The sequence below is a fragment of the Marinilactibacillus psychrotolerans genome, from assembly GCF_900101525.1.
Lineage (GTDB): Bacteria > Bacillota > Bacilli > Lactobacillales > Carnobacteriaceae_A > Marinilactibacillus > Marinilactibacillus psychrotolerans.
Map to the genome: position 1 here is coordinate 115,566 of NZ_FMZD01000006.1, position 18,955 is coordinate 134,520.

The 18,955-nt window shown below is 35.1% G+C and carries 17 protein-coding genes; 5 read left to right on the top strand and 12 right to left on the bottom strand.

The genetic code is table 11. The annotated features are described in order from the left end of the window. Positions 1-25: 25 nt before the first annotated feature. Together BLT22_RS04830 and BLT22_RS04835 are read right to left on the bottom strand one after the other, a co-directional pair. Positions 26-979 (bottom strand): alpha/beta hydrolase, encoded by a 954-nt coding sequence (locus tag BLT22_RS04830; RefSeq protein ID WP_091761232.1) that lies wholly within the window; start codon positions 977-979, stop codon positions 26-28. A gap of 168 nt (positions 980-1,147) precedes the next feature. Continuing rightward, on the bottom strand, positions 1,148-1,588 hold the full coding sequence (locus tag BLT22_RS04835; protein ID WP_091761234.1) for a YaiI/YqxD family protein: 441 nt from the start codon (positions 1,586-1,588) through the stop codon (positions 1,148-1,150). Positions 1,589-1,717: 129 nt separating this feature from the next. Between BLT22_RS04835 and BLT22_RS04840 the strand changes: the two genes are divergently transcribed. Continuing rightward, on the top strand, positions 1,718-2,368 hold the full coding sequence (locus BLT22_RS04840; RefSeq protein WP_091761236.1) for an HD domain-containing protein: 651 nt from the start codon (positions 1,718-1,720) through the stop codon (positions 2,366-2,368). Positions 2,369-2,427: 59 nt separating this feature from the next. On the opposite strand, the gene BLT22_RS04845 is transcribed toward BLT22_RS04840, so the two are convergent. Next, the gene (locus BLT22_RS04845) at positions 2,428-3,801 is read right to left on the bottom strand and encodes a M20/M25/M40 family metallo-hydrolase (RefSeq protein ID WP_143020627.1); all 1,374 of its coding nucleotides are present in this window, start codon (positions 3,799-3,801) and stop codon (positions 2,428-2,430) included. A gap of 695 nt (positions 3,802-4,496) precedes the next feature. Here BLT22_RS04845 and BLT22_RS04850 point away from each other — a divergent pair. Further along, positions 4,497-5,285, top strand: coding sequence for an ABC transporter ATP-binding protein (locus BLT22_RS04850; protein WP_087057340.1), 789 nt, complete (start codon positions 4,497-4,499; stop codon positions 5,283-5,285). Further along, positions 5,275-6,960: a hypothetical protein gene (locus tag BLT22_RS04855; RefSeq protein ID WP_091761238.1), complete on the top strand. Its 1,686-nt coding sequence runs from the start codon at positions 5,275-5,277 to the stop codon at positions 6,958-6,960. Before BLT22_RS04850 ends, BLT22_RS04855 begins: the two co-directional genes overlap by 11 nt. Positions 6,961-7,007: 47 nt before the next feature. Here BLT22_RS04855 and BLT22_RS04860 read toward each other — a convergent pair whose 3' ends face one another. From BLT22_RS04860 to BLT22_RS04880, 5 genes are all read right to left on the bottom strand, one after another. Further along, the gene (locus BLT22_RS04860) at positions 7,008-9,389 is read right to left on the bottom strand and encodes a transglutaminase-like domain-containing protein (protein WP_091761240.1); all 2,382 of its coding nucleotides are present in this window, start codon (positions 9,387-9,389) and stop codon (positions 7,008-7,010) included. Further along, the gene (locus tag BLT22_RS04865; RefSeq protein WP_091761242.1) at positions 9,382-10,422 is read right to left on the bottom strand and encodes a DUF58 domain-containing protein; all 1,041 of its coding nucleotides are present in this window, start codon (positions 10,420-10,422) and stop codon (positions 9,382-9,384) included. The genes BLT22_RS04860 and BLT22_RS04865 overlap by 8 nt, the downstream gene beginning before the upstream one ends. Then, entirely contained in the window at positions 10,419-11,384 is a 966-nt protein-coding gene (locus tag BLT22_RS04870; RefSeq protein ID WP_226910090.1) for an AAA family ATPase, read from the bottom strand. The genes BLT22_RS04865 and BLT22_RS04870 overlap by 4 nt, the downstream gene beginning before the upstream one ends. Positions 11,385-11,549: 165 nt before the next feature. Continuing rightward, complete coding sequence (locus BLT22_RS04875) at positions 11,550-12,566, bottom strand: LTA glycolipid anchor biosynthesis glycosyltransferase, IagA/BgsA family (RefSeq protein ID WP_218127238.1); 1,017 nt, start codon at positions 12,564-12,566, stop codon at positions 11,550-11,552. Positions 12,567-12,580: 14 nt separating this feature from the next. Continuing rightward, positions 12,581-13,762, bottom strand: a complete 1,182-nt coding sequence (locus BLT22_RS04880) for a glycosyltransferase family 4 protein (protein WP_087057344.1) — start codon at positions 13,760-13,762, stop codon at positions 12,581-12,583. A 307-nt stretch (positions 13,763-14,069) separates the two neighbouring features. Here BLT22_RS04880 and trpS point away from each other — a divergent pair, with 307 nt between their 5' ends. Together trpS and BLT22_RS04890 are read left to right on the top strand one after the other, a co-directional pair. Beyond that, positions 14,070-15,080, top strand: a complete 1,011-nt coding sequence (gene trpS, locus BLT22_RS04885) for a tryptophan--tRNA ligase (RefSeq protein WP_091761244.1) — start codon at positions 14,070-14,072, stop codon at positions 15,078-15,080. A 79-nt stretch (positions 15,081-15,159) separates the two neighbouring features. Further along, entirely contained in the window at positions 15,160-15,672 is a 513-nt protein-coding gene (locus BLT22_RS04890; RefSeq protein WP_176935333.1) for a GNAT family N-acetyltransferase, read from the top strand. Between the two features lie 62 nt (positions 15,673-15,734). On the opposite strand, the gene BLT22_RS04895 is transcribed toward BLT22_RS04890, so the two are convergent. From BLT22_RS04895 to aroE, 4 genes are read right to left on the bottom strand one after another with little or no spacing between them, the layout of a single operon-like run. Beyond that, positions 15,735-16,571 (bottom strand): prephenate dehydrogenase, encoded by an 837-nt coding sequence (locus tag BLT22_RS04895; protein ID WP_091761248.1) that lies wholly within the window; start codon positions 16,569-16,571, stop codon positions 15,735-15,737. A gap of 1 nt (position 16,572) precedes the next feature. After that, positions 16,573-17,016, bottom strand: a complete 444-nt coding sequence (gene aroQ / locus BLT22_RS04900; RefSeq protein WP_087057348.1) for a type II 3-dehydroquinate dehydratase — start codon at positions 17,014-17,016, stop codon at positions 16,573-16,575. Beyond that, a complete protein-coding gene (locus BLT22_RS04905; protein ID WP_091761250.1) occupies positions 17,013-17,534 on the bottom strand; it encodes a shikimate kinase in 522 nt (173 codons plus the stop codon). Before BLT22_RS04905 ends, aroQ begins: the two co-directional genes overlap by 4 nt. Continuing rightward, positions 17,524-18,345: a shikimate dehydrogenase gene (gene aroE, locus BLT22_RS04910; RefSeq protein WP_091761252.1), complete on the bottom strand. Its 822-nt coding sequence runs from the start codon at positions 18,343-18,345 to the stop codon at positions 17,524-17,526. Before aroE ends, BLT22_RS04905 begins: the two co-directional genes overlap by 11 nt. Positions 18,346-18,955: the final 610 nt, after the last annotated feature.

Genomic DNA, 18,955 nt, shown 5'->3' on the forward strand with positions numbered 1-18,955 from the left:
CAATTTTGAAGTATAGCTTTTTGGTTTAAAGTTGTGTCTCAAGTGAAAGATAGCTTTTCAAAAAAGCTGAAACGGTATGTCGGTATTTATCTTTGTTTGTCACATAAGCATAGGCATGTTTTGCCCCGGGTACGATATACAGTTCCTTCTCAGAAGCGTTTGCTTCGTAAAGATCATATACCATGCTAGTCGGAACAAAGTCATCAGCATCTCCATGAATAAATAATGTCGGTATTTGATTTTTTTTGACTTGTTCCAGAGAACTTGCTTCTTCAAACCAATAGCCAGCTTTTAATTTTGTAATTAAGCTAGTTATTTGTACAAGAGGAAACTTAGGTAATTTGTACATTGTTTTTAACTGATAGGTGATTTCTTCTTCAACAGAACTAAATCCGCAATCTTCAATGATCGCTTTAACTTGCTTAGGTAGTCCTTCACCACTAACATTTAAAACAGTAGCACCACCCATACTGATACCAAATAAAACGATTTCGCAGTTTTTTCCATATTTTTCAATTACTTGATTGATCCACTGTATATAATCCATTCGTTCATGCCAGCCGAATCCGATGTAGTTCCCTTCACTGGTGCCATGACCTCTAGCGTCGGCTACCAATATATTGAATTCTAAGTCATGAAACAATTTTGCGAAGGGTGCCATATCTTTCAAGCTTCCACTATACCCATGAGCAATGAGAGCGACCTTTTTGCTTTGTTTAGGAGCTGGAATATAAATGCCATTAATTTTTAACCCATCTATGGAAGTAATCTCAGTTGGTTCATGTTCAGTATGAGCATACCATTTTTTTTCTTCAGCCCAAGGGTCATCGGAGGAGATGTCATCATAATTGATAACTTCTAAAAAATCTTTTTCAGTATTTGCAACAGCTGTTTTGTAAAAGTAATGTCCTGCTAAGGCTAAACTGCCTAAACCTGCGCCTACACCACCTAAAATAGATAACACAATTTTTTGCTTCATATGTTCTATTCGACTCCTAATCTCAAATATTTTCTATTATATCGTATCATAGATTCTGTAAAAAAAAGAAAGAGAAGTATCTTCTATAAAATAGAGAAGTGATCAACTGATTATGATAAGTAAGTAAATGAGTCAGAAGACCCTTCTAATATCTTATAAATATTATAGCTAACTTAAGAGCGTTTTTCTGAATAGCCTTCGAAATTTTGCTCGATCTTCCTGAGTGAATGCTTTGGGTCCTTTAGTTCGTTGACCACTTTTGCGTGCCAAGGCACTTAAGTGTCTTGTCTGAAGGAGCTGATCAATATTATCAGAAGAATATTGGAATCCTTTATGATGTAAAACAAGACATCCTTTGGGTAGTAACAAAGAAGCTAAACCATAGTCCTGTGTAATGACAATGTCTCCATTCTTTGCAAGCTGGACAATTTTAAAATCGGCTGAATCAGCGCCTTGTTCCACATAGATCGTTTCTACGTATTCTGGATATTCTTGCAGAGAAAAATGAGCAATACTAGAGACAAGCACAACAGTAATATTTCTTCCTTTAACTTCTTCAATGACAATATCCTTTACGGGACTGGCGTCTGCATCAATTAAAATTTTCATTAATAATTCCTTTCTATAAGATTAGAAACCATAGTGATAGGCTGCTAATCAAATGACATTTGTTTTTAACAGTTTAGCATAAAATGTGGTAGACTGAGAAAAATAGTAGCATAGAAAGAGGGAGTATAAATGAATGAAGAAATCATTCTAAATGCCGCTGAAATGGTTCGGGAAAAATTAGAAAATGAAGGTTCTGGACATGACTGGTTTCATATTGAACGAGTATGGAAAAATGCAATAAAAATTGGGCGAACAGAAAAAGTAGACATGTTTGTGGTACAATTGGCAGCTTTGTTGCATGATCTGGCAGACGATAAAATCGTTACTAGTGAAGAAGAAAGTATTTCTGAAATCAATTACTGGCTAGAAGGTGAAGGGGTACCCGCTGGTGTGATTGAAAAAGTATTGATGATTATACAAACGATGTCTTATAAAGGTGGAAATGGACGAAGCTTGGGGTCACTAGAAGCCAAAGTGGTCCAAGATGCAGATCGATTGGATGCTATCGGGGCTATTGGTATTGCTAGAGCTTTTACGTATGGTGGAAGTAAAGGGCAACCTATATTTGATCCGCAGTACGAAGTGCGCGAAGAAATGACGAAAGAAGAATATCGAAACGGAAAAACAAGTACGGTTCATCATTTTTATGAAAAGCTATTAAAATTAAAAGATTTGATGAATACAGAATCGGCAATTCAAATGGCTCAAGAGCGGCATCAATTTATGGAACAGTATTTAGAAGAATTCTTTAAAGAGTATATGTTAGAAGCGGATGAATAAAAACTAAAAAAAGGAAGACCTTTACCTTAGGGTAACTGGTCTTCCTTTTTGACATTAAATTAAATCTGTTCACCTAAATGGAGTATCGCAGCACATGTTGTCTGAATGCCATTTAAATATTCTTTAATGCCCATGTTTTCGTTAGGAGCATGATTATCTTCATCGACATTAGCATAAGGGACGGTCAAAGATGGGATTTTTAAAATATCTGTGAAAACATACATTGGACCTGTTCCGCCTAAAGCAGGTAATACGACAGGCATTTTGTTGTGAGAAATTTCAACTGCTCGAATAATTTTTTGTACAATATCCAAATGCATAGGTGTTCTAGATGGTTTTACACCACCCAAATAATCTATAGTAATGGTACTCGGAGAGTTAAAATGTTTTACATGCTCTATAATATTTTGAAAAATTAAATCAGGATCCTGATCAGCCGCTAATCGCATATCGATTTTAACTTTGGCTTCACTTGGGATAATTGTTTTAGTTCCTTCACCAGTATATCCACTTCCAAATCCAGCAATATTGAATGTAGGAGAAAGACATAGTTTTTTGTAGTATTCCTCAGCAGAAAGACCAATTTTGTGCATACCGATTACATTGGCAGTAGCTTCTGGATCAAAAGGTAAAGAACGAATGTGATCTAACTCTTCTCCGGTAGGCGTTAAGATATCATTATAAAAATCTTTGATCAAAACCTTACCATTAGGGTCTACCATTGTACGAATTAAATTAATTAGATCCATTGCGGGATTTGGGGCAATATTTCCTTTATTTCCTGAATGATTATCTTTGATAGCACCTTGAGCTTTCAATTCAATATAGAGGAGCCCACGATTTCCTAAAGTGACAGAAGGTTGATCTTTACCTTCCATGGGTCCGTCGGCAGTGTAAGCAATATCGGCTGCAAGAAGTTCTTTATTATTTTCTACAAAAGGTGCAAGATTAATACTTCCTTTTTCTTCTTCGCCTTCGAACAAAAATTTTACATTAATTGGTAATTTTCCATAAAGATCTAATAAAGACTTAACTGCTAATACATGGGCAATTAATTGACCTTTATTATCTCCCGTTCCACGTCCATAAATTTTCCCATCGTGAATCGTTGGCTCAAATGGATCTGAGTTCCATAACTCTAAGGGTTCTGGAGGTTGTACGTCGTAATGACCATAAAATAATACAGTTAGTTTGTTATCTGGGTGTAAAACTTCTCCGTATACAACAGGATATCCCTCAGTATCAAGAGTCTTAGTGTCAATTCCAGCATCTTTCATCATAGTAGCTAACAAATTAGCGCATTCCAAAACTCCCCTGTTTTGTGCACTGATACTAGGTTGACGAATAAGTTTAAATAGAGACTCCATATGAAACGCTTTTTCTTTATCCAATTTCTCTCTGACTTTCTCAAATTCAATCGTTGATTTTTTCATTTTTATTTCCCCCTTGGAATATAGTATACACAATTTTGGAAAAATATACATAAAAATGTCAACTTATGAGAAATCCTATTACGATGGGTACTTCTCAGGACGTCTTAAAGTGTATTGGAAAAAAAGAAAACTTCTCTTCGATAAGAATTGTTTCATGTGGAACTTTTAAAATATATTTTTCAAGATTATATAGGCACGGTGTTTGTTCTCTATTGAACTTTTTACTGTACAAACGAATGCCCGTACTCGTAAGAATGAACGAAACTGCATATGTATTTATAGCGTAAATGTTTTTTGATTGTCTAACTGTCCTCTATCGGTGATGGCTAAAGAAGAAATATTCTGTCTGTTCATGATGACTTAGCATGATTTTATAAATGATGTAGTAAAGTGTTAATGAAGTAATGAGACTGATAAATTCAATATATTGAAAAGGAGAAACTGATAAAAATATTCCACTATTAAATTAAACTCTGATAGAAGTTAAAATAACTCCCCAATAATTGACCAGATAGAGGCCTGTTTAACTGTGTTCCCATGGATAATAGATTTCTCTAATATTTATTAGATTAGTATAATGATATTACTAAATGTATCATAGTTTGAATTTAGAATGTAGAGATTGTTTCAAGAATACTGTTTTAAAGAAACGGGTGTGATAAAATAGTTTTAATCATAGTCTTGGAGGTACATAGATGGAAACAATATTAGAAATGCGGGAAGTTAAAAAGTCTTTTGGTGGAAACCATGTGTTGAAAGGTGTGAACTTTTCAGTTCATCCAGGTGAAATTATCGGATATATTGGTCCGAACGGAGCAGGAAAGAGTACCACGGTAAAAATCATTTTAGGAATGCTGCAACAAGATGCAGGTGAAATCATGTTATTTGGACGTTCACTTGCAGAAAATGGTGATGAGTATAAAGCAAGGATTGGATATGTACCGGAGAACGCAGAACTGTATGAAACACTTTCTGCAGAAGAATATTTATTATTTGTAGGTAGGTTATACGGAATGGATGAACAGATCGTTCGCCAGAAAAGTTTTTCAATGATGAAAATTTTAGGAATCGAATCAGCGTTTAAAAACCGATTGTCTTCTTTTTCGAAAGGGATGCGCCAAAAAGTCTTGATTATTTCTAGCTTGTTACACAATCCAGATATTTTATTCTGGGATGAGCCGTTAAATGGTTTGGATGCCAATAGTGTGCAGATTGTTAAAGAAATCTTGTCAGAATTAAAGAAAGATGGAAAAACAATTTTTTATTCTTCTCATATCATGGATACTGTAGAAAAATTAAGTGATCGTATTATTATTTTAAATAATGGTACGGTGGTAGCGGATGGTCCGTTTGCTGAACTTCAAAAAGATGCTGATGGAACTTTAGAGCAATTATTTAATCAATTAACTGGGTTCAATGAATATGCTGAACTGGCAGCTGATTTTGTTACAGCGATGAAGGGAGAGTCGCAGTATGATGCGTAATATCTTTGGTAAAGAATCAAAAAGCGATACGCCATTCTTTATCAAAATATTGAATTTTTTAGCACCAATGTACCGCGCATTCGGTGTGGATTATCCCACCTTGAGAGTAATTGTTGAAGCGAAAATGGTTATGGATGGCAGGCAAGAGAGTGTGATACAAAAATCTGGATGGGGAAATAAGAAGAAAAATGATGAAGATAAAAATACTTTTTTTCAATCCTTATGGATGTATGCTATATTCAGTTTGATTCTACTATTTCTGTTTGCAATTGATAATATCGTATTTCAGTATACAATATTTTTTAGCTATATTTTTGTGATGTTGATTTCAACATTGATTGCTAATTTTTCAACGATCTTATTAAACACAAAGGATCAAGTGCTGATTGGGACAAAACCGGTATCTTCTCGAACATTAAGCGCAGCAAAAGCGACACACGTGTTTATTTATCTTATATCATTCGCAGCAGCGATAGCTGGACCAATAGTGATCGCAACCTTCTTTTTTCACGGTATACTAGCAGGAGTGCTGGCTTTACTGTTAGTTATACTTGCTTCATTATGGTGCTTATTACTAACGATTATTATTTATGCAACAGTACTAAAACGGTTCAATGGTGAAAAGCTTAAAAATATTATTGCTTATAGTCAAATCGGTTTATCGGTTTTTACGATTATCGGCTATCAAATTATGAATCAGGTAATTCAAATTGTGGATCCTGAAGTGTTAGCAATTGAACTAAACTTACAATGGTGGCACGTCATTGTTTTCCCATTATGGTTTGTAGCACCATTTGGAATGTTACAAGATGGATGGTCTATGACTTATGGGATTTATATAGCATTTTTGTTACTTGGTACACTAGGAATTGTACTGTTATATCGAGTAAATAACGATAAACTGGAAAAAAATCTACAAAAACTTGATAGTGGGGAAGCTGAAGAAGATAAACGATCGCTATATGAAACGATTACCGGTAAATGGTTATCCTGGGATAAAAGAGAATTAGGCTACTATCATTTCGTTTGGCAGTTAACAAAACATGAGCGAGAATTTAAAACTAGGTTATATCCTTCTCTTGCTAGTATCCTTGTTTTTCCCGCTGTTCTTTTGTTTTCTTCTTTTAGATTTTCTGAAGGAGCGATCGAAGAGTCCGTTACTTTTATATATATGCCTTATTTTACGATGTTAATGCTGCCTATGCTCGCCGTTTCTTTACAGTATTCTAAAAATTATAAAGGACGTTGGATATTTGACACGAGTTCAGAAAATCATGCTGGAGTATTTCTTCGAGGGATGATAAAAGCAATGACAATGAAGCTAATTTTTCCGATTTATGTATTGTTATCTGCGGTTGTAATTGTGATGACAGGATTTGAACTGTTACCTGTTATTATAAATGGATTCTTGTTGATTATTGCTCTTTTCTTTATGGAAGTTAAAAGAACGATTACGGATTATCCTTTTTCTCGTCAATACAATGCTTCCGAGGCAAATCAGGGTTGTCTGGCAACCGTAATCTTTTTCGGAATTGTAATTGTTACCACTTTATTTATGTTCTTAATACAAGAGTTTATTCCTTTTGGTGCCTATATCGTTTTAGTTCTGTTGCTGGCAGTAGATGGCTGGTTACTTACCAAAGGTTTCGATAATACAAAATTGTATCAATTGTAAAAAATTTAAAAAACTATCCTCAAAATTTTATTGAGGATAGCTTTTTTCTATAAATTTTTAGTTTTATATTTTGATAGAAGTTTCAATATCTGTAATGAATCTAGTAAAATTCTCTTTTGTTCTATCGATAAAGAAGTTTTAGGTATTTCGGATCCGTAAAACACTTGATTCAATAAATGAGCCAATAAGTTTAAAGCATCTGAATGTTCGCTTACTGATAAACCTAAATACTCAAAATAATTTTCGAAGGTTTGATTGGGCCTCTTTTTCTTTTTGACTTGAAAGAGTTTCATAGTCCAATTACTTGCTTGTAGTAAGGATAATTGATTTTTTTGAATCAACTTTTCTAATATCCATATAGGTACTTTTAAATGGATTGAAAATAGATATAAGGAATACACTAATAAAATAAAGAGCGGAATCAATAAGAAAGACCAAAAGTTAACTCGTTGCTCAGCAGACTTACTATATTCAGATGGTTCTTCAACAGTTTCTTCGTCAGTTTGAGTTGGTTCAGATCCTTCAGGGGTTTCAGCATCCTCCTCTTCCGGCGTTTGAACAGCTGGATCTTCTGCTTCATCCATTTCTTTTGCGGGGATATCATTCTCGTTAAAAGAAGAATCCCCACTTCTACTTGTTGTATCCTCTTCTGCACGACTCAGTGGACTTGAAAAAGAAGGACTGGGATCAAAGGGTACCCATCCTGTACTTGGGAAATAAACTTCTACCCATGAGTGTGCGTTTGCATTGGTAATCTGATAGTAAGTTTGACCATCAGCGTCTGTCTGCTCACTACCGGGGGAAAAGCCTTTTGTCCATCGAGCCGGAATGTCTATTGATCTTAACATTACAGTCATTGCTGTAGAAAAATTATCGCAATATCCGACCATTGTTTCAAATAAAAATTGATCTACATAATCTTTCCCTTCTGGGGTTTGGGAAGCTTCCTGTAAACTATACCGATACCCACCGTCGTTTTTCAGATAAGCTTCAATTGCGCGAACCATTTCATATTCACTTTCCAAGTCTTTTGTCAATTCCAATGCGAGATCCGTCACCCTTTGAGGGAGTGAGGAGGGGAGCTGTAAATCGTCAGGAAAGACTTGAACCATCTTTTCTTTGAATGATGAATCCGCAGTAAAGAGGGTAACTTCTGGATTGCTATTTAGAGATTCTAGTAACAGGGTGCGCCACCCGTCGTCTTGATAAAAAGTATCCTCTTCTAGATTTCCTAATGAAGCTTTATCATAAGTAATTGTATAGTTAGATACAGCTTGTTTTGAATCCTGAACTGTATGGTGACCGTTTGTATTGCTGGAAAGCATAGTGAAATCGTCAGGAGAATCATCAATTTCCAATTGTGACCATCCATAAGGATAAGCAATATACTCAAGTGGATTTTCCCATACAAAAGTTATTGATTCTTGGTTTTCAGAAGTATTAGTAGAGCTGATTCCATATAATAAGTCACTATTTTCTGGCTGATAAGGAAATGAAATGAGACTTCTATCAGCAGGAGGATGACTGTTCCAGCCAATTCCAGTATATGTCTTACGATGTAATACTTTCCAATATTGAGGAGTTTCAGTATAAACTTTAAATACTGGAGTAAAGTCATTTTGTAAAGGACCGCCTAGTTCTTTATCATCAGCATCCATACCAATTTTTTGATACCTTGATTGAGGGGAATTGGATCGAATCCAATCAAAAAAACCTTGCTCATTTAAGTAGTGTTGATAACCTTCTGAACTGGTTTCAAGCCATTCTTGAACTGATCGTAGAGGACCAACTCCCCAGTAACTTACTCCAATCAATAAAACAGTCAATAGAGTTGTGAGTCCTGCAGATTTTAAAAAATAGAACTTATTGAGGTGAAGATCAATTCGAACTAGACCGATCAACAAAAGACCAAAACCAGTCACAGAAACAACAGTGAACAGAAGAGACTGACTAGTAAACGTGTGCAGAACAAGCAAATACCCAAGAGCTACCAGAAAAGAAGGGAGAGCTATTTTTTGCTGAATAGCTGTGTATGTGAGTAAAGTGATTAAAAATAATAAGGAAACGGATGTAAGCAAAACTGGGACACTAGACGGATGTTCTGAAAAAACAGAAGCCCATTCGGTTGAACTATGCTGCCAGATTATAGAGAGCCACTCCAAAAAATTCATCTTTTCATTGGAGGATGGAAAGATATGGTATAAGAAAAAGATAGTAGACCCAAGCTGAACTAAAAAGTAAAGCCACCTTTTTTTTGATAGTGAAGCGATAATTTGAGTTAGTATAAAAAATAGTGCAAAATAATAAAAACCAGTTAATTCGTTGATTTTTAAAAATAGAAACAAAACAGGAAGCAACAAAAAGGAGTGGACGATACTAAGTATAAATGAACGGCTAAAATCAGATAAGGAATGAATATAGTTATTCATTAAATCGCTCTTCTTTCATTATTTTAAGATGATTTTCAGTTAGAACAGTACTAGAAACTGACTGATTAAAGGAAAGGGATGAAATAGTGAGATCGCTTGGTTTAACGATCAGAACCTGTGCAGCTTTATAGTCTAGGTTATTAATCAATTGTTTTATCTTCTGCGTATTGGTACTTGGCTGAATGGTTAAGAAATCTCCTTTATTATTCTTTGATAGCGTTATTCCTTCAAAGTCACCAATGAGGTGTACTATAGTATCATGAGAAACAGATAAATATTGATATAAACTATAGGTTAAACTAAGTAATTGTTCGAATTGAAGTGAAGGAGAACCTAAAAAACATAAAATAATTGGCTTAATTTCTTCGGTCTCATATTCTTTGATCATCCATTGCTCACGTTTTAGACTTGATTTCCAGTCAATAGAACTAAGCGAATCACGAGTTTGATAGGTTCTGATTTCTTTAACTTGAAATTCATGGTTAGAAAAGGGATTATATCGATTAGAATTAATGGATTGATTATCCATTAATGAGATTAAATTCGACTTAGATAAAGGCTCAGGAAAAATAGAAAGGAGAACGGGTAAATTTTGCTTAGAGTAATAGCTAAAAATACCAAATAAACCATATCCTTCTACTTCAAGTGAGAGATGATTATATTGGCCTCTGGTGAGTGAGAATGGATCAAAATGGACTTGAATCATCCGTCTAAAAAAGGCATCTGAATAGACTGTTTTAAGTTTGGTTGGCTCCAGTAAAGTGAATTTTAAAGAAGATAACATGAAAAGCCAAGACCAACGAGGAGTTATTTTAAACAAGAGGTCTACCTTACCATTTGCCTGGACTTTCCAATTGATATCTTTGAATTTGATCGTTAATCGTGTAGATAAAAATGCAATTAATAAAACTAGCGTAAAAGTATAGAAAATAAACCAGGTAACTGTTCCAGGAAAAGTAAAAGTGTAAAATATAATAAAAAAATAGAAAAAGAAAAAAGAAAGTGAGCGCCAGCTTGGAAGATATCGTTTCATTTTTCACTCCTAATCTTTGTGGGAATGGGTGTCTGATTAATCAATTGGTCAATAAACAGATCAATGTCTTCTTTGTCTAATTTATTTTCAAACAATAATCGATGGCGGAATAAAGGCTTGATAATTGATAAAATATCTTGAGGAATGACATACTCTCGTTCGTTGAGCAATGCCTGTGTACGAGCGGCAGCCAGACAACTTTGAACCCCACGAGGGCTGATTCCGAGTCTAATTGCTGGATGATGGCGAGTAGCATCTGCTAGAGAAACGATATATTCAAGTAATTGTTTATGGACATGAATGGTTTTGACTCTTTCTTTTAATGCCTTGAAATCTGAAAGAGATAAAATCGGTTTTAGTTTCTCAATAGCCGATAATTGTTCTGGAGACTCGAGCATACGAACTTCTTGTTCAAGACTAGGATAGCCTAGAGAAAGTTGGAAAAGGAATCTATCTAACTGAGCTTCTGGTAGAGGATAAGTTCCTTCATAATCAATTGGATTCTGAGTAGCTAGAACAAAGAAGGGATCCGGCAACTGATGAGTTTTTCCATCTAAAGTCACTTGTTTTTCTGACATTGCTTCAAGCATAGCAGCCTGAGTTCTAGGAGATGTTCGATTAATTTCATCTGCAAGAATAATTTGATTGAAGATTGGACCTTCACGAAATTCGAACTGTTCATCATGTAGGTTGGGTACAGAAAAACCGATAATATCAGAAGGGATCAAATCAGGTGTAAATTGAATACGAGAAAAATCTGCTTCTAAACATTTAGAGATTGTTTTGATTAAAAGTGTCTTTCCTACCCCTGGGATATCTTCAAACAGCACATGACCGCTTGACAGCATAGCAATGAGCGTGAGGCGAGTGATGTCTTTTTTTCCAATAACGATTTGATCAACTACTTCGATTAAATTATGTAATTTTTGAATAGCTTGAGTGGTTTGATTTGAATAAGTCAACTTTAGAATCCTCCTAAAATATAGGTTGGTTGGTATTATTGTAAATATAAAGTATTACCAAAACAATGGATGGACTACATATTTAGAAAAAATTACAAAAATATACAAAAGTAGAAAGAACTGATACTTCGTCAGTTCTTTCTACTTTTGGTTACTATGAACAACTTATATATCAAATAATTTATCATATAAGTTAGCCAAATCTAGACTAATATTTTTAATATCTAATCGTAATGCCTCCTGATGGCCGATTTTTGTCAATGGTGGAAGCTTTTCTTCTAGAATTAAAGGGAGTATATTCTCAAAGTCAGATTGAGTACGTGCTTTATAGACCACTTCTTTATCTTTTAGCCAATTTTTATAGATTGGTATATCTCTTACGAGTACTGGTGTTTCGTTAGCCAAAGCTTCCAGTAATACAATTCCTTCTGTCTCTTCATAAGTCATAAATAAAAATAAATCACAGCCTGAATAAGCATCATGAAGTTCTTCTGCAGAAATAAAACCAGGGAAGTGGACATTAGAGGTTGCATGGCTAATAGCTTTTTGTACATCGCTTGTCATTAAAGATTTCGGTGTATTCCCAAACCAGTAAAACGAGTACTGTGGATATTTTGCAGCCAAATCGATAAAATCGACAATTCCCTTTCTATCAATAAGATGGCCAACTGAAATAATTATTTTTTGATCGTCTTTTAGAGCAAACTTTTTTCTGAATCGGTCTCCAGATTTTTTATTTTTAGAGAAAAAAGTCGTATCCACACCATTTGAAAGTGAGAAGATAGGTTTATTTAAGTTGTAACCAAGTAGAAGTTTTTTTGAATATTCTGTTGGGGTTACAATTATATCACCTTGTCGATAACAAATCTGGAGCCATTTTTTAAATAAGGGGGCCACTAAATTGGATCCACGAAATGAATTCATAAAATCTTCCATAGTAGAATGACCATAATAAATAACTTTTTTACCTTTAGAACGAGCTCTTCTAGCCATCCACCAAGAATCTGGCAATACAGTGTTTAAATGGACAACATCATATTCTTCGTCAGGATTTTCAGTAAAAGAGATATTCAGATTTTTCAGCATTTTTTTTTGGTGACGTAATGCTTCACCAATTCCGCTTTGAGTGAAGATTTTTTCTGAACCAGTATAAAGTAAAACTTTCATATCAAAGTGTTTCAACTGAATCCTCATTTCTACATTGAGAAAACATGCTGGTGGGTATAATTTTGGATTGCTTCAAAATATACTGCTTCAACCTGTTTTCCGAAAGTTTCAATAGAGTATGTTTCTTCTATCTTACTTTGTGCTTCTTTTTTTTGAATCTCATTAAACTGTTCTTGGTTTAGTAAAGTATAGAGAAAAGACTTGAATTCTTCATAGCTAGTGTATTGATAGCCATTTTCTCCATTTCTAATTACATCAAGTAGACAGTCGTCTTTACGGCATAAAGCAAGAACGCCGCTTGCTAAAGCTTCTATATAAGAAAGGCCTTGTGTTTCACTTGTTGATGCACTGACAAATACATCACCTAATTGATAGTAGGCAGGAATATTTACAGGATCTACCATACCAACAAATATGACGTAAGGGTGCATATTTAATTTATCAACGTATTCTTCTAGTGTTGATCTATAAGGACCGTCACCAACAACCAGCAAGCGAAGAGAAGGATCTTGTAAACGACTCATATAATAAATGATTTCTTCTAAATTTTTCTCTTTCGCTACTCGTCCTACACTAACTAGGACCGAGCAGTTGTCTGGAATGGATAAAGAATTCCTGAATGATTTGATTTCTTCAGGTTGCATAGGTTTACTGAATTTGACAAGATCCAACCCAGTAGGGATAACGTGTATAGGTTGAGTAACTTTATATCCTTTTAAAAGTAATTCGACTTTTTTTGTTGGCGCGATGACAGCTTCTGAGCTGTTCAATACTTTTTTACTGAATAATCCTACTGCCTTTTTACCCCATTTTTTATTTGGGGAAAAGTAGTGTGTATAGTCTTCGTACACTGTATGATATGTATGCACTAGAGGGACGTTCAAAATTTCTGAAATTCTACGTGCAATACGAAATGTACTAAACTCGCATTGAGTATGAATAATGTCGGGGCTCCATTGCAATATATGAGATAAGACATCATCGTCCATTGTGAGAGCAAACCGAGCACCTGGATAGATTTTGCCAAGTCCATAGGAAGACATTGTATAGAGACCTTCCTCTTCACAAATTTTAACATTGTCTTTATCAGATAGCGTCAATACACGGACTTCATGCCCTTGTTTAGTCAAAATATCTTTTAGGTTGATAATAGAAGTGATTACACCGTTAACAGTTGGGGTATACCATTCTGTTGTAATTAATATCTTCATATCGTCCTCCAAAATTAATTGTATTCATTATACTCCAAATCAAGTCTGAATTTGATTGTTTTTTAAAAATATCATCTAAAATTTACTTAAAATTTTAGAATTTTATATATTAATGAGAAATTTGACAGTGGCAGAACACTATATTATACACTTTACACACTTGATAAAAATTATACATCAGACTTTAGGCGGGTTTTAAAAGATTAAATCCAGAAATACTTTTTTTTAGGGATTCTACATTGTTTTATGTAGTAAACATACGATACAATAAGAATAAAGAAACTTCAAAATTAAGGAGCTAGGATCGATGAAGAAAGTCATTTTAACCGGAGATCGCCCCACAGGTAAACTTCACTTGGGACATTATGTAGGATCTCTTCAAAATCGTTTAAAAATGCAAGCAGATCCCAATAATCATATATTTGTTATGATTGCTGATCAACAAGCTTTGACAGATAATGCAAAAACACCAGAAAAAGTTCAACAAAGTGTAACAGAAGTGGCACTAGACTACTTAGCAGTTGGGCTGGATCCGGAGCGGACTACGATCTTTATTCAATCACAAATTCCCCAATTACCAGAACTGACGATGTATTATTTAAATCTAGTCACAATGGCTAGACTCCAACGAAACCCAACGGTTAAGTCCGAGATTCAGGAAAAAGGATTTAATGAAAGTATTCCTGCAGGTTTCTTTATGTATCCAGTTAGTCAAGCTGCAGACATCACTGCTTTTAAAGCAACGCATGTTCCAGTTGGAGAAGATCAGAGACCAATGCTTGAGCAGACTAGAGAAATTTCCAGAGATTTTAATAGAATCTATGGAACGGAAACTTTGGTTGAACCTGATATCATTTTACCACCAAAAGGTCACGGTAGATTAGTTGGAGTTGACGGTAAAGGGAAAATGAGTAAATCCTTGAACAACGGAATTTATTTATCGGATTCTGAAGATGAAATCCAGAAAAAAGTTATGAGTATGTATACGGATCCGAATCATATTCGTGTAGAAGATCCAGGACAAATAGAAGGAAATGTCGTCTTTACCTATTTGGATGTGTTCGATGAAGATAAAGAAAAAGTCCAAGAATTAAAAGATCATTATCGAAAAGGTGGCTTAGGTGACGTTAAGATCAAGCGTTACTTAAACGAAGTTTTACAAGCACGATTAAAACCTATCCGAGCACGACGAGAAGAATATGCCAAAGATAGAGATGCGGTTTTAGAAATGCTAAAATCGGGTAGTGAAAAAGCAGAACGTGTTGCTGCAGAAACGCTAGCAGAAGTAAAAGCAGCTATGGGAATCAATTACTTCTAAATAAAGAGTTTAGAGTACATTATGCGATAATGGCATGTTGTACTCTTTTTCTACAATGTATTTAAAAAGGAGGGGAAATATGTTAGAAACAGAAAGACTAAGATTGCGGGATTATACTTCAGAAGACTTTGAATTTTTGTATTCAATGACTTCAAACGAGAAAATGATGAAATATATTGGTAATGGTCAGACTCGAGACAGAAAAGAGACAAAAGCAACCTTAAATAAACTATTTGCAATGTATAAAAGTCATCCATGCTATGGCCATAAGTTATTAATTTCGAAAACTACAGAAGAACTGATTGGTCATGCAGGATTTTTTCCGCAAATGATAGAAGAGGAAGAATATATAGAAATTGGATACTGGATCGATGAGAAACATTGGCATCAAGGATATGCTACAGAGATTGCTAAAGCACTGAGAGGCTTCGGTGAACAGAAGCTGCAGTTAGAAGAAATGATATCTTTGGTTTACGTCGGAAATACTGGTTCGGCAAATGTAGCAGAAAAAAATGGTATGCAGATATTAAAGCAAGTCGAGTTAAATGGGAAAGATGTCAATGTATATTCAACGAGAATTACAAAGGACTAAAAATCAATAAAGAGGTTGATGAAATCTAGTATGATTCCAGTGACCTCTTTAATTTATTATACTCAGTACCAGTGTTTTCTTTGAGTTGTTGCCTTACTGAAAATTTTTTTCAAAGTATTTTCATCATTTTCTATCAGTGACTTTTTTAAAGCATCCAGTTCTACTTCAAATAGTTCGATAGAATTTAACAAGGCAGCACGGTTATTCAGAAATAATTCACTCCACAGTTCACCATTTATATCCGCAATGCGTGTTAATTCCTGAAAACTGTTTCCAGCAAACGTTAATGTCTCATCAGAAGCTTGAGAACTATTAACCACAGCTACTGATAAAGCGTGCATCAACTGACTGACATAAGCAATTTGCTCATCATGAAGTTCAGGGGAGACACGTGTCACTTGTTCGAATCCAATCTCTTTGTATAACTGCTCAATCAATTGTAGATTTTCTTCTTTATTTATTGGCGCTGGAGTAATCAGTGCATTTGCCCCAACAAACCGAGTATGATCCGCTCCGATAATGCCTTTCTTTTCACTACCACGCATAGGATGGGCAAAAATAAAGTCTGCCGTTTCCGGAAGAACTGTAGTCACTTGTTTTATGATTTCTGTTTTTACACCCGTCACATCGGTCAGTACGACACCAGTCTTGAAAAGCGCTTTGTGCTGGTTAACAAAAGGTGCAATCTGACTAGGATATAAAGAAAGCAGAATAACATCCATATCAGACAGAATATCCTTTGCGTCAACAACACCTTTGCGAATGAATCCTTCTTTTTCAGCAAGTTCAATTGTTTCTAGATTGATATCTACCCCAAAAACATTTTTATATCCAGCAGCTTGTAACCCCATGGCGAAAGAGCCACCGATTACACCCAAACCTATAATAGCAATATTCATTTTACTCTCCTCTAGTTCTAATTTCTTCTAATGCATGAATTGCTAACGTATATCCTGTAGCGCCGAACCCTGAAATCTGTCCGACACATGCTGGAGCGACCACAGATTCTTTACGGAAGGATTCACGAGCGTGAATGGCGCTCAAATGGACTTCGACCGTTGGGACAGAAACAGCTTTAACGGCATCATGAATGGCATAACTATAATGAGTGTAGGCTGCAGGATTCAAAATAATTCCATCTGCTTCGTCCAAATGCGCTTTTTGAATCCGATCGATCAGCATACCTTCGGAATTACTTTGTAAAAAAGAACAAGTATGTCCACGTTCCTCAGCGTAACTCTGTATTTTCTGTTCAATATCCTTTAACGTTTGAGTTCCGTAAATATCTGGCTCACGTATGCCAAGAAAATTTAAATTGGGTCCATTAATGATGACAAGCTTCATTTTCCTTCTCCTTTTTGAACGGTTTTTAGAAAAAAGTTTTCAATTTCTTGAATGACATCGTCCATGGTAGAACGATTCTCTACAATGAAATCAGCTGCCTCTCTATAAAGATTAATCCGGTCTTTATATAATTGGTATAGTTTGTTTTTTCCGTCTTTCAAAAGTGGTCTGTTTTTTGTCTGTATATCCTGAAAAATATCATCTACTGGACGATCAATGAATACAATCCAGCCCGTTTGCTTTAGTTTCTGAATGTTTTCTTGATTCAGGACAACACCTCCGCCACAAGACAAGACAGTATGCGTAACTTCGGAAGCGAGCTTCTTGCATACTTCAGACTCCACAGTGCGAAAGTATTGTTCGCTGATTTTAAATAACTCTGAAATGGTCTGGTTAGTCAGGCTTTCAATGTAGAGGTCAGTATCAATAAAAGGAGCAGCAAGTTGAGCACTGAGTTTTCGGCCGATACTTGTTTTTCCACTGCCTGTCATCCCAATCAGGACCAGATTAGTTTTCATTAATATCCACTCGTTCCTTTTGAAATATCTCAATTAATTCATCAATAATTGTTTCTTCAATAGAAAGGTTTTCCCAGATTTCTACTGCACGCACTGCTTGACCAACTAGCATATCTAGTCCGTTTGCCGTGTGCTTATTATGCTGATGTCCTAATGACAATAATTTTGTTTCCTGAGGGTTATAAATAAGGTCAATTAGAGTACTGAATTGTTGAATAATCGCATCGTTTACAGGAGCAGACTCTATATTGGGAAACATTCCGACAGGTGTTGTATTAATCAGATAATCGCCACTAAGTGATGAAATGTTTGTGTAATTGGTATAGGTCGTTTTTTCAGTATTAGTATATTTTTCAGGGGACCTCGAAACAATTACTATTTGTTTGATTCCTTGATTAATTAAATAAGCTTCAACTATTTTTGCAGCCCCACCGGTTCCTAAGATGACCGCACTTTTATCCTTTAAATTCCAATTTCTTCGAGTAAAAATATGTCCAAATCCAGCATAATCTGTATTATAACCAATTAGTTTACCGTTTTTGTTGTGAACGGTATTAACGGCGCCAATCTTTTCGGCAAAAGGATCTAATGCATCTAGATAAGGAATAATTTTTTCTTTATAAGGAATGGTCACATTCACACCGTGGAGAGATAATAATCGAATGCTCTCCACAGCTTGTTTCAAATGAGTTTTTGGAAAAGCAAAGGTTTTATAGGCGGCATCAATTCCAGTTATTTGATAGATTTTTTTATGTAACTCGGGAGATAAACTGTGTGATAGAGTCTCTCCGAATAACCCGTAGAATTCCATAACAGACTCCTTTTGATTTTTGATATTGGTTTGAAGTATAGACAAAAGGAGAGAAAAATACAAATATAAATTTAATTAAGTGTTTTATATTAAAAAAATCAACTAGTTAAAATAGAGCATTAGACTTGATTTAATGCTGAAAATAAAGATTCAAAAAGTTTTATTAAAAAATAATTTGAAAAAGTTTTGTGATTTTTGTTGACTTCTTTAAATGTACTTGCTAGTATTGGGAACACAGTTGAACAACAGCTGATATCGATCAATTGAGGAGAGAACAGAGATGAACGCACAATTACAAATCACAATGTCCCCACAATTGAATAGTTATTACTTTAGCTTCTTTAGGATCAAATCTATGGAGGCTAGAGAGCTTTAAGCTGCTGACAACAGCGTCCCATAGATTTCAGAGAAATCGAATGGGGCGCACAAATAAAATAACAACATTTTATGAGTGAATATAAACCAAAGCCGCATTCGATCTTCTAAAGAAGACAGAATGCGGCTTTTTGCTGTGGCCGTTCGAAGCGAAGCGAGTTACGGCCACAGTACTAGGCGAACGAAGAGAGCGTAGTCACAGCTTTGCAGGCCCGTTCGAAGCGAAGCGAGTTAC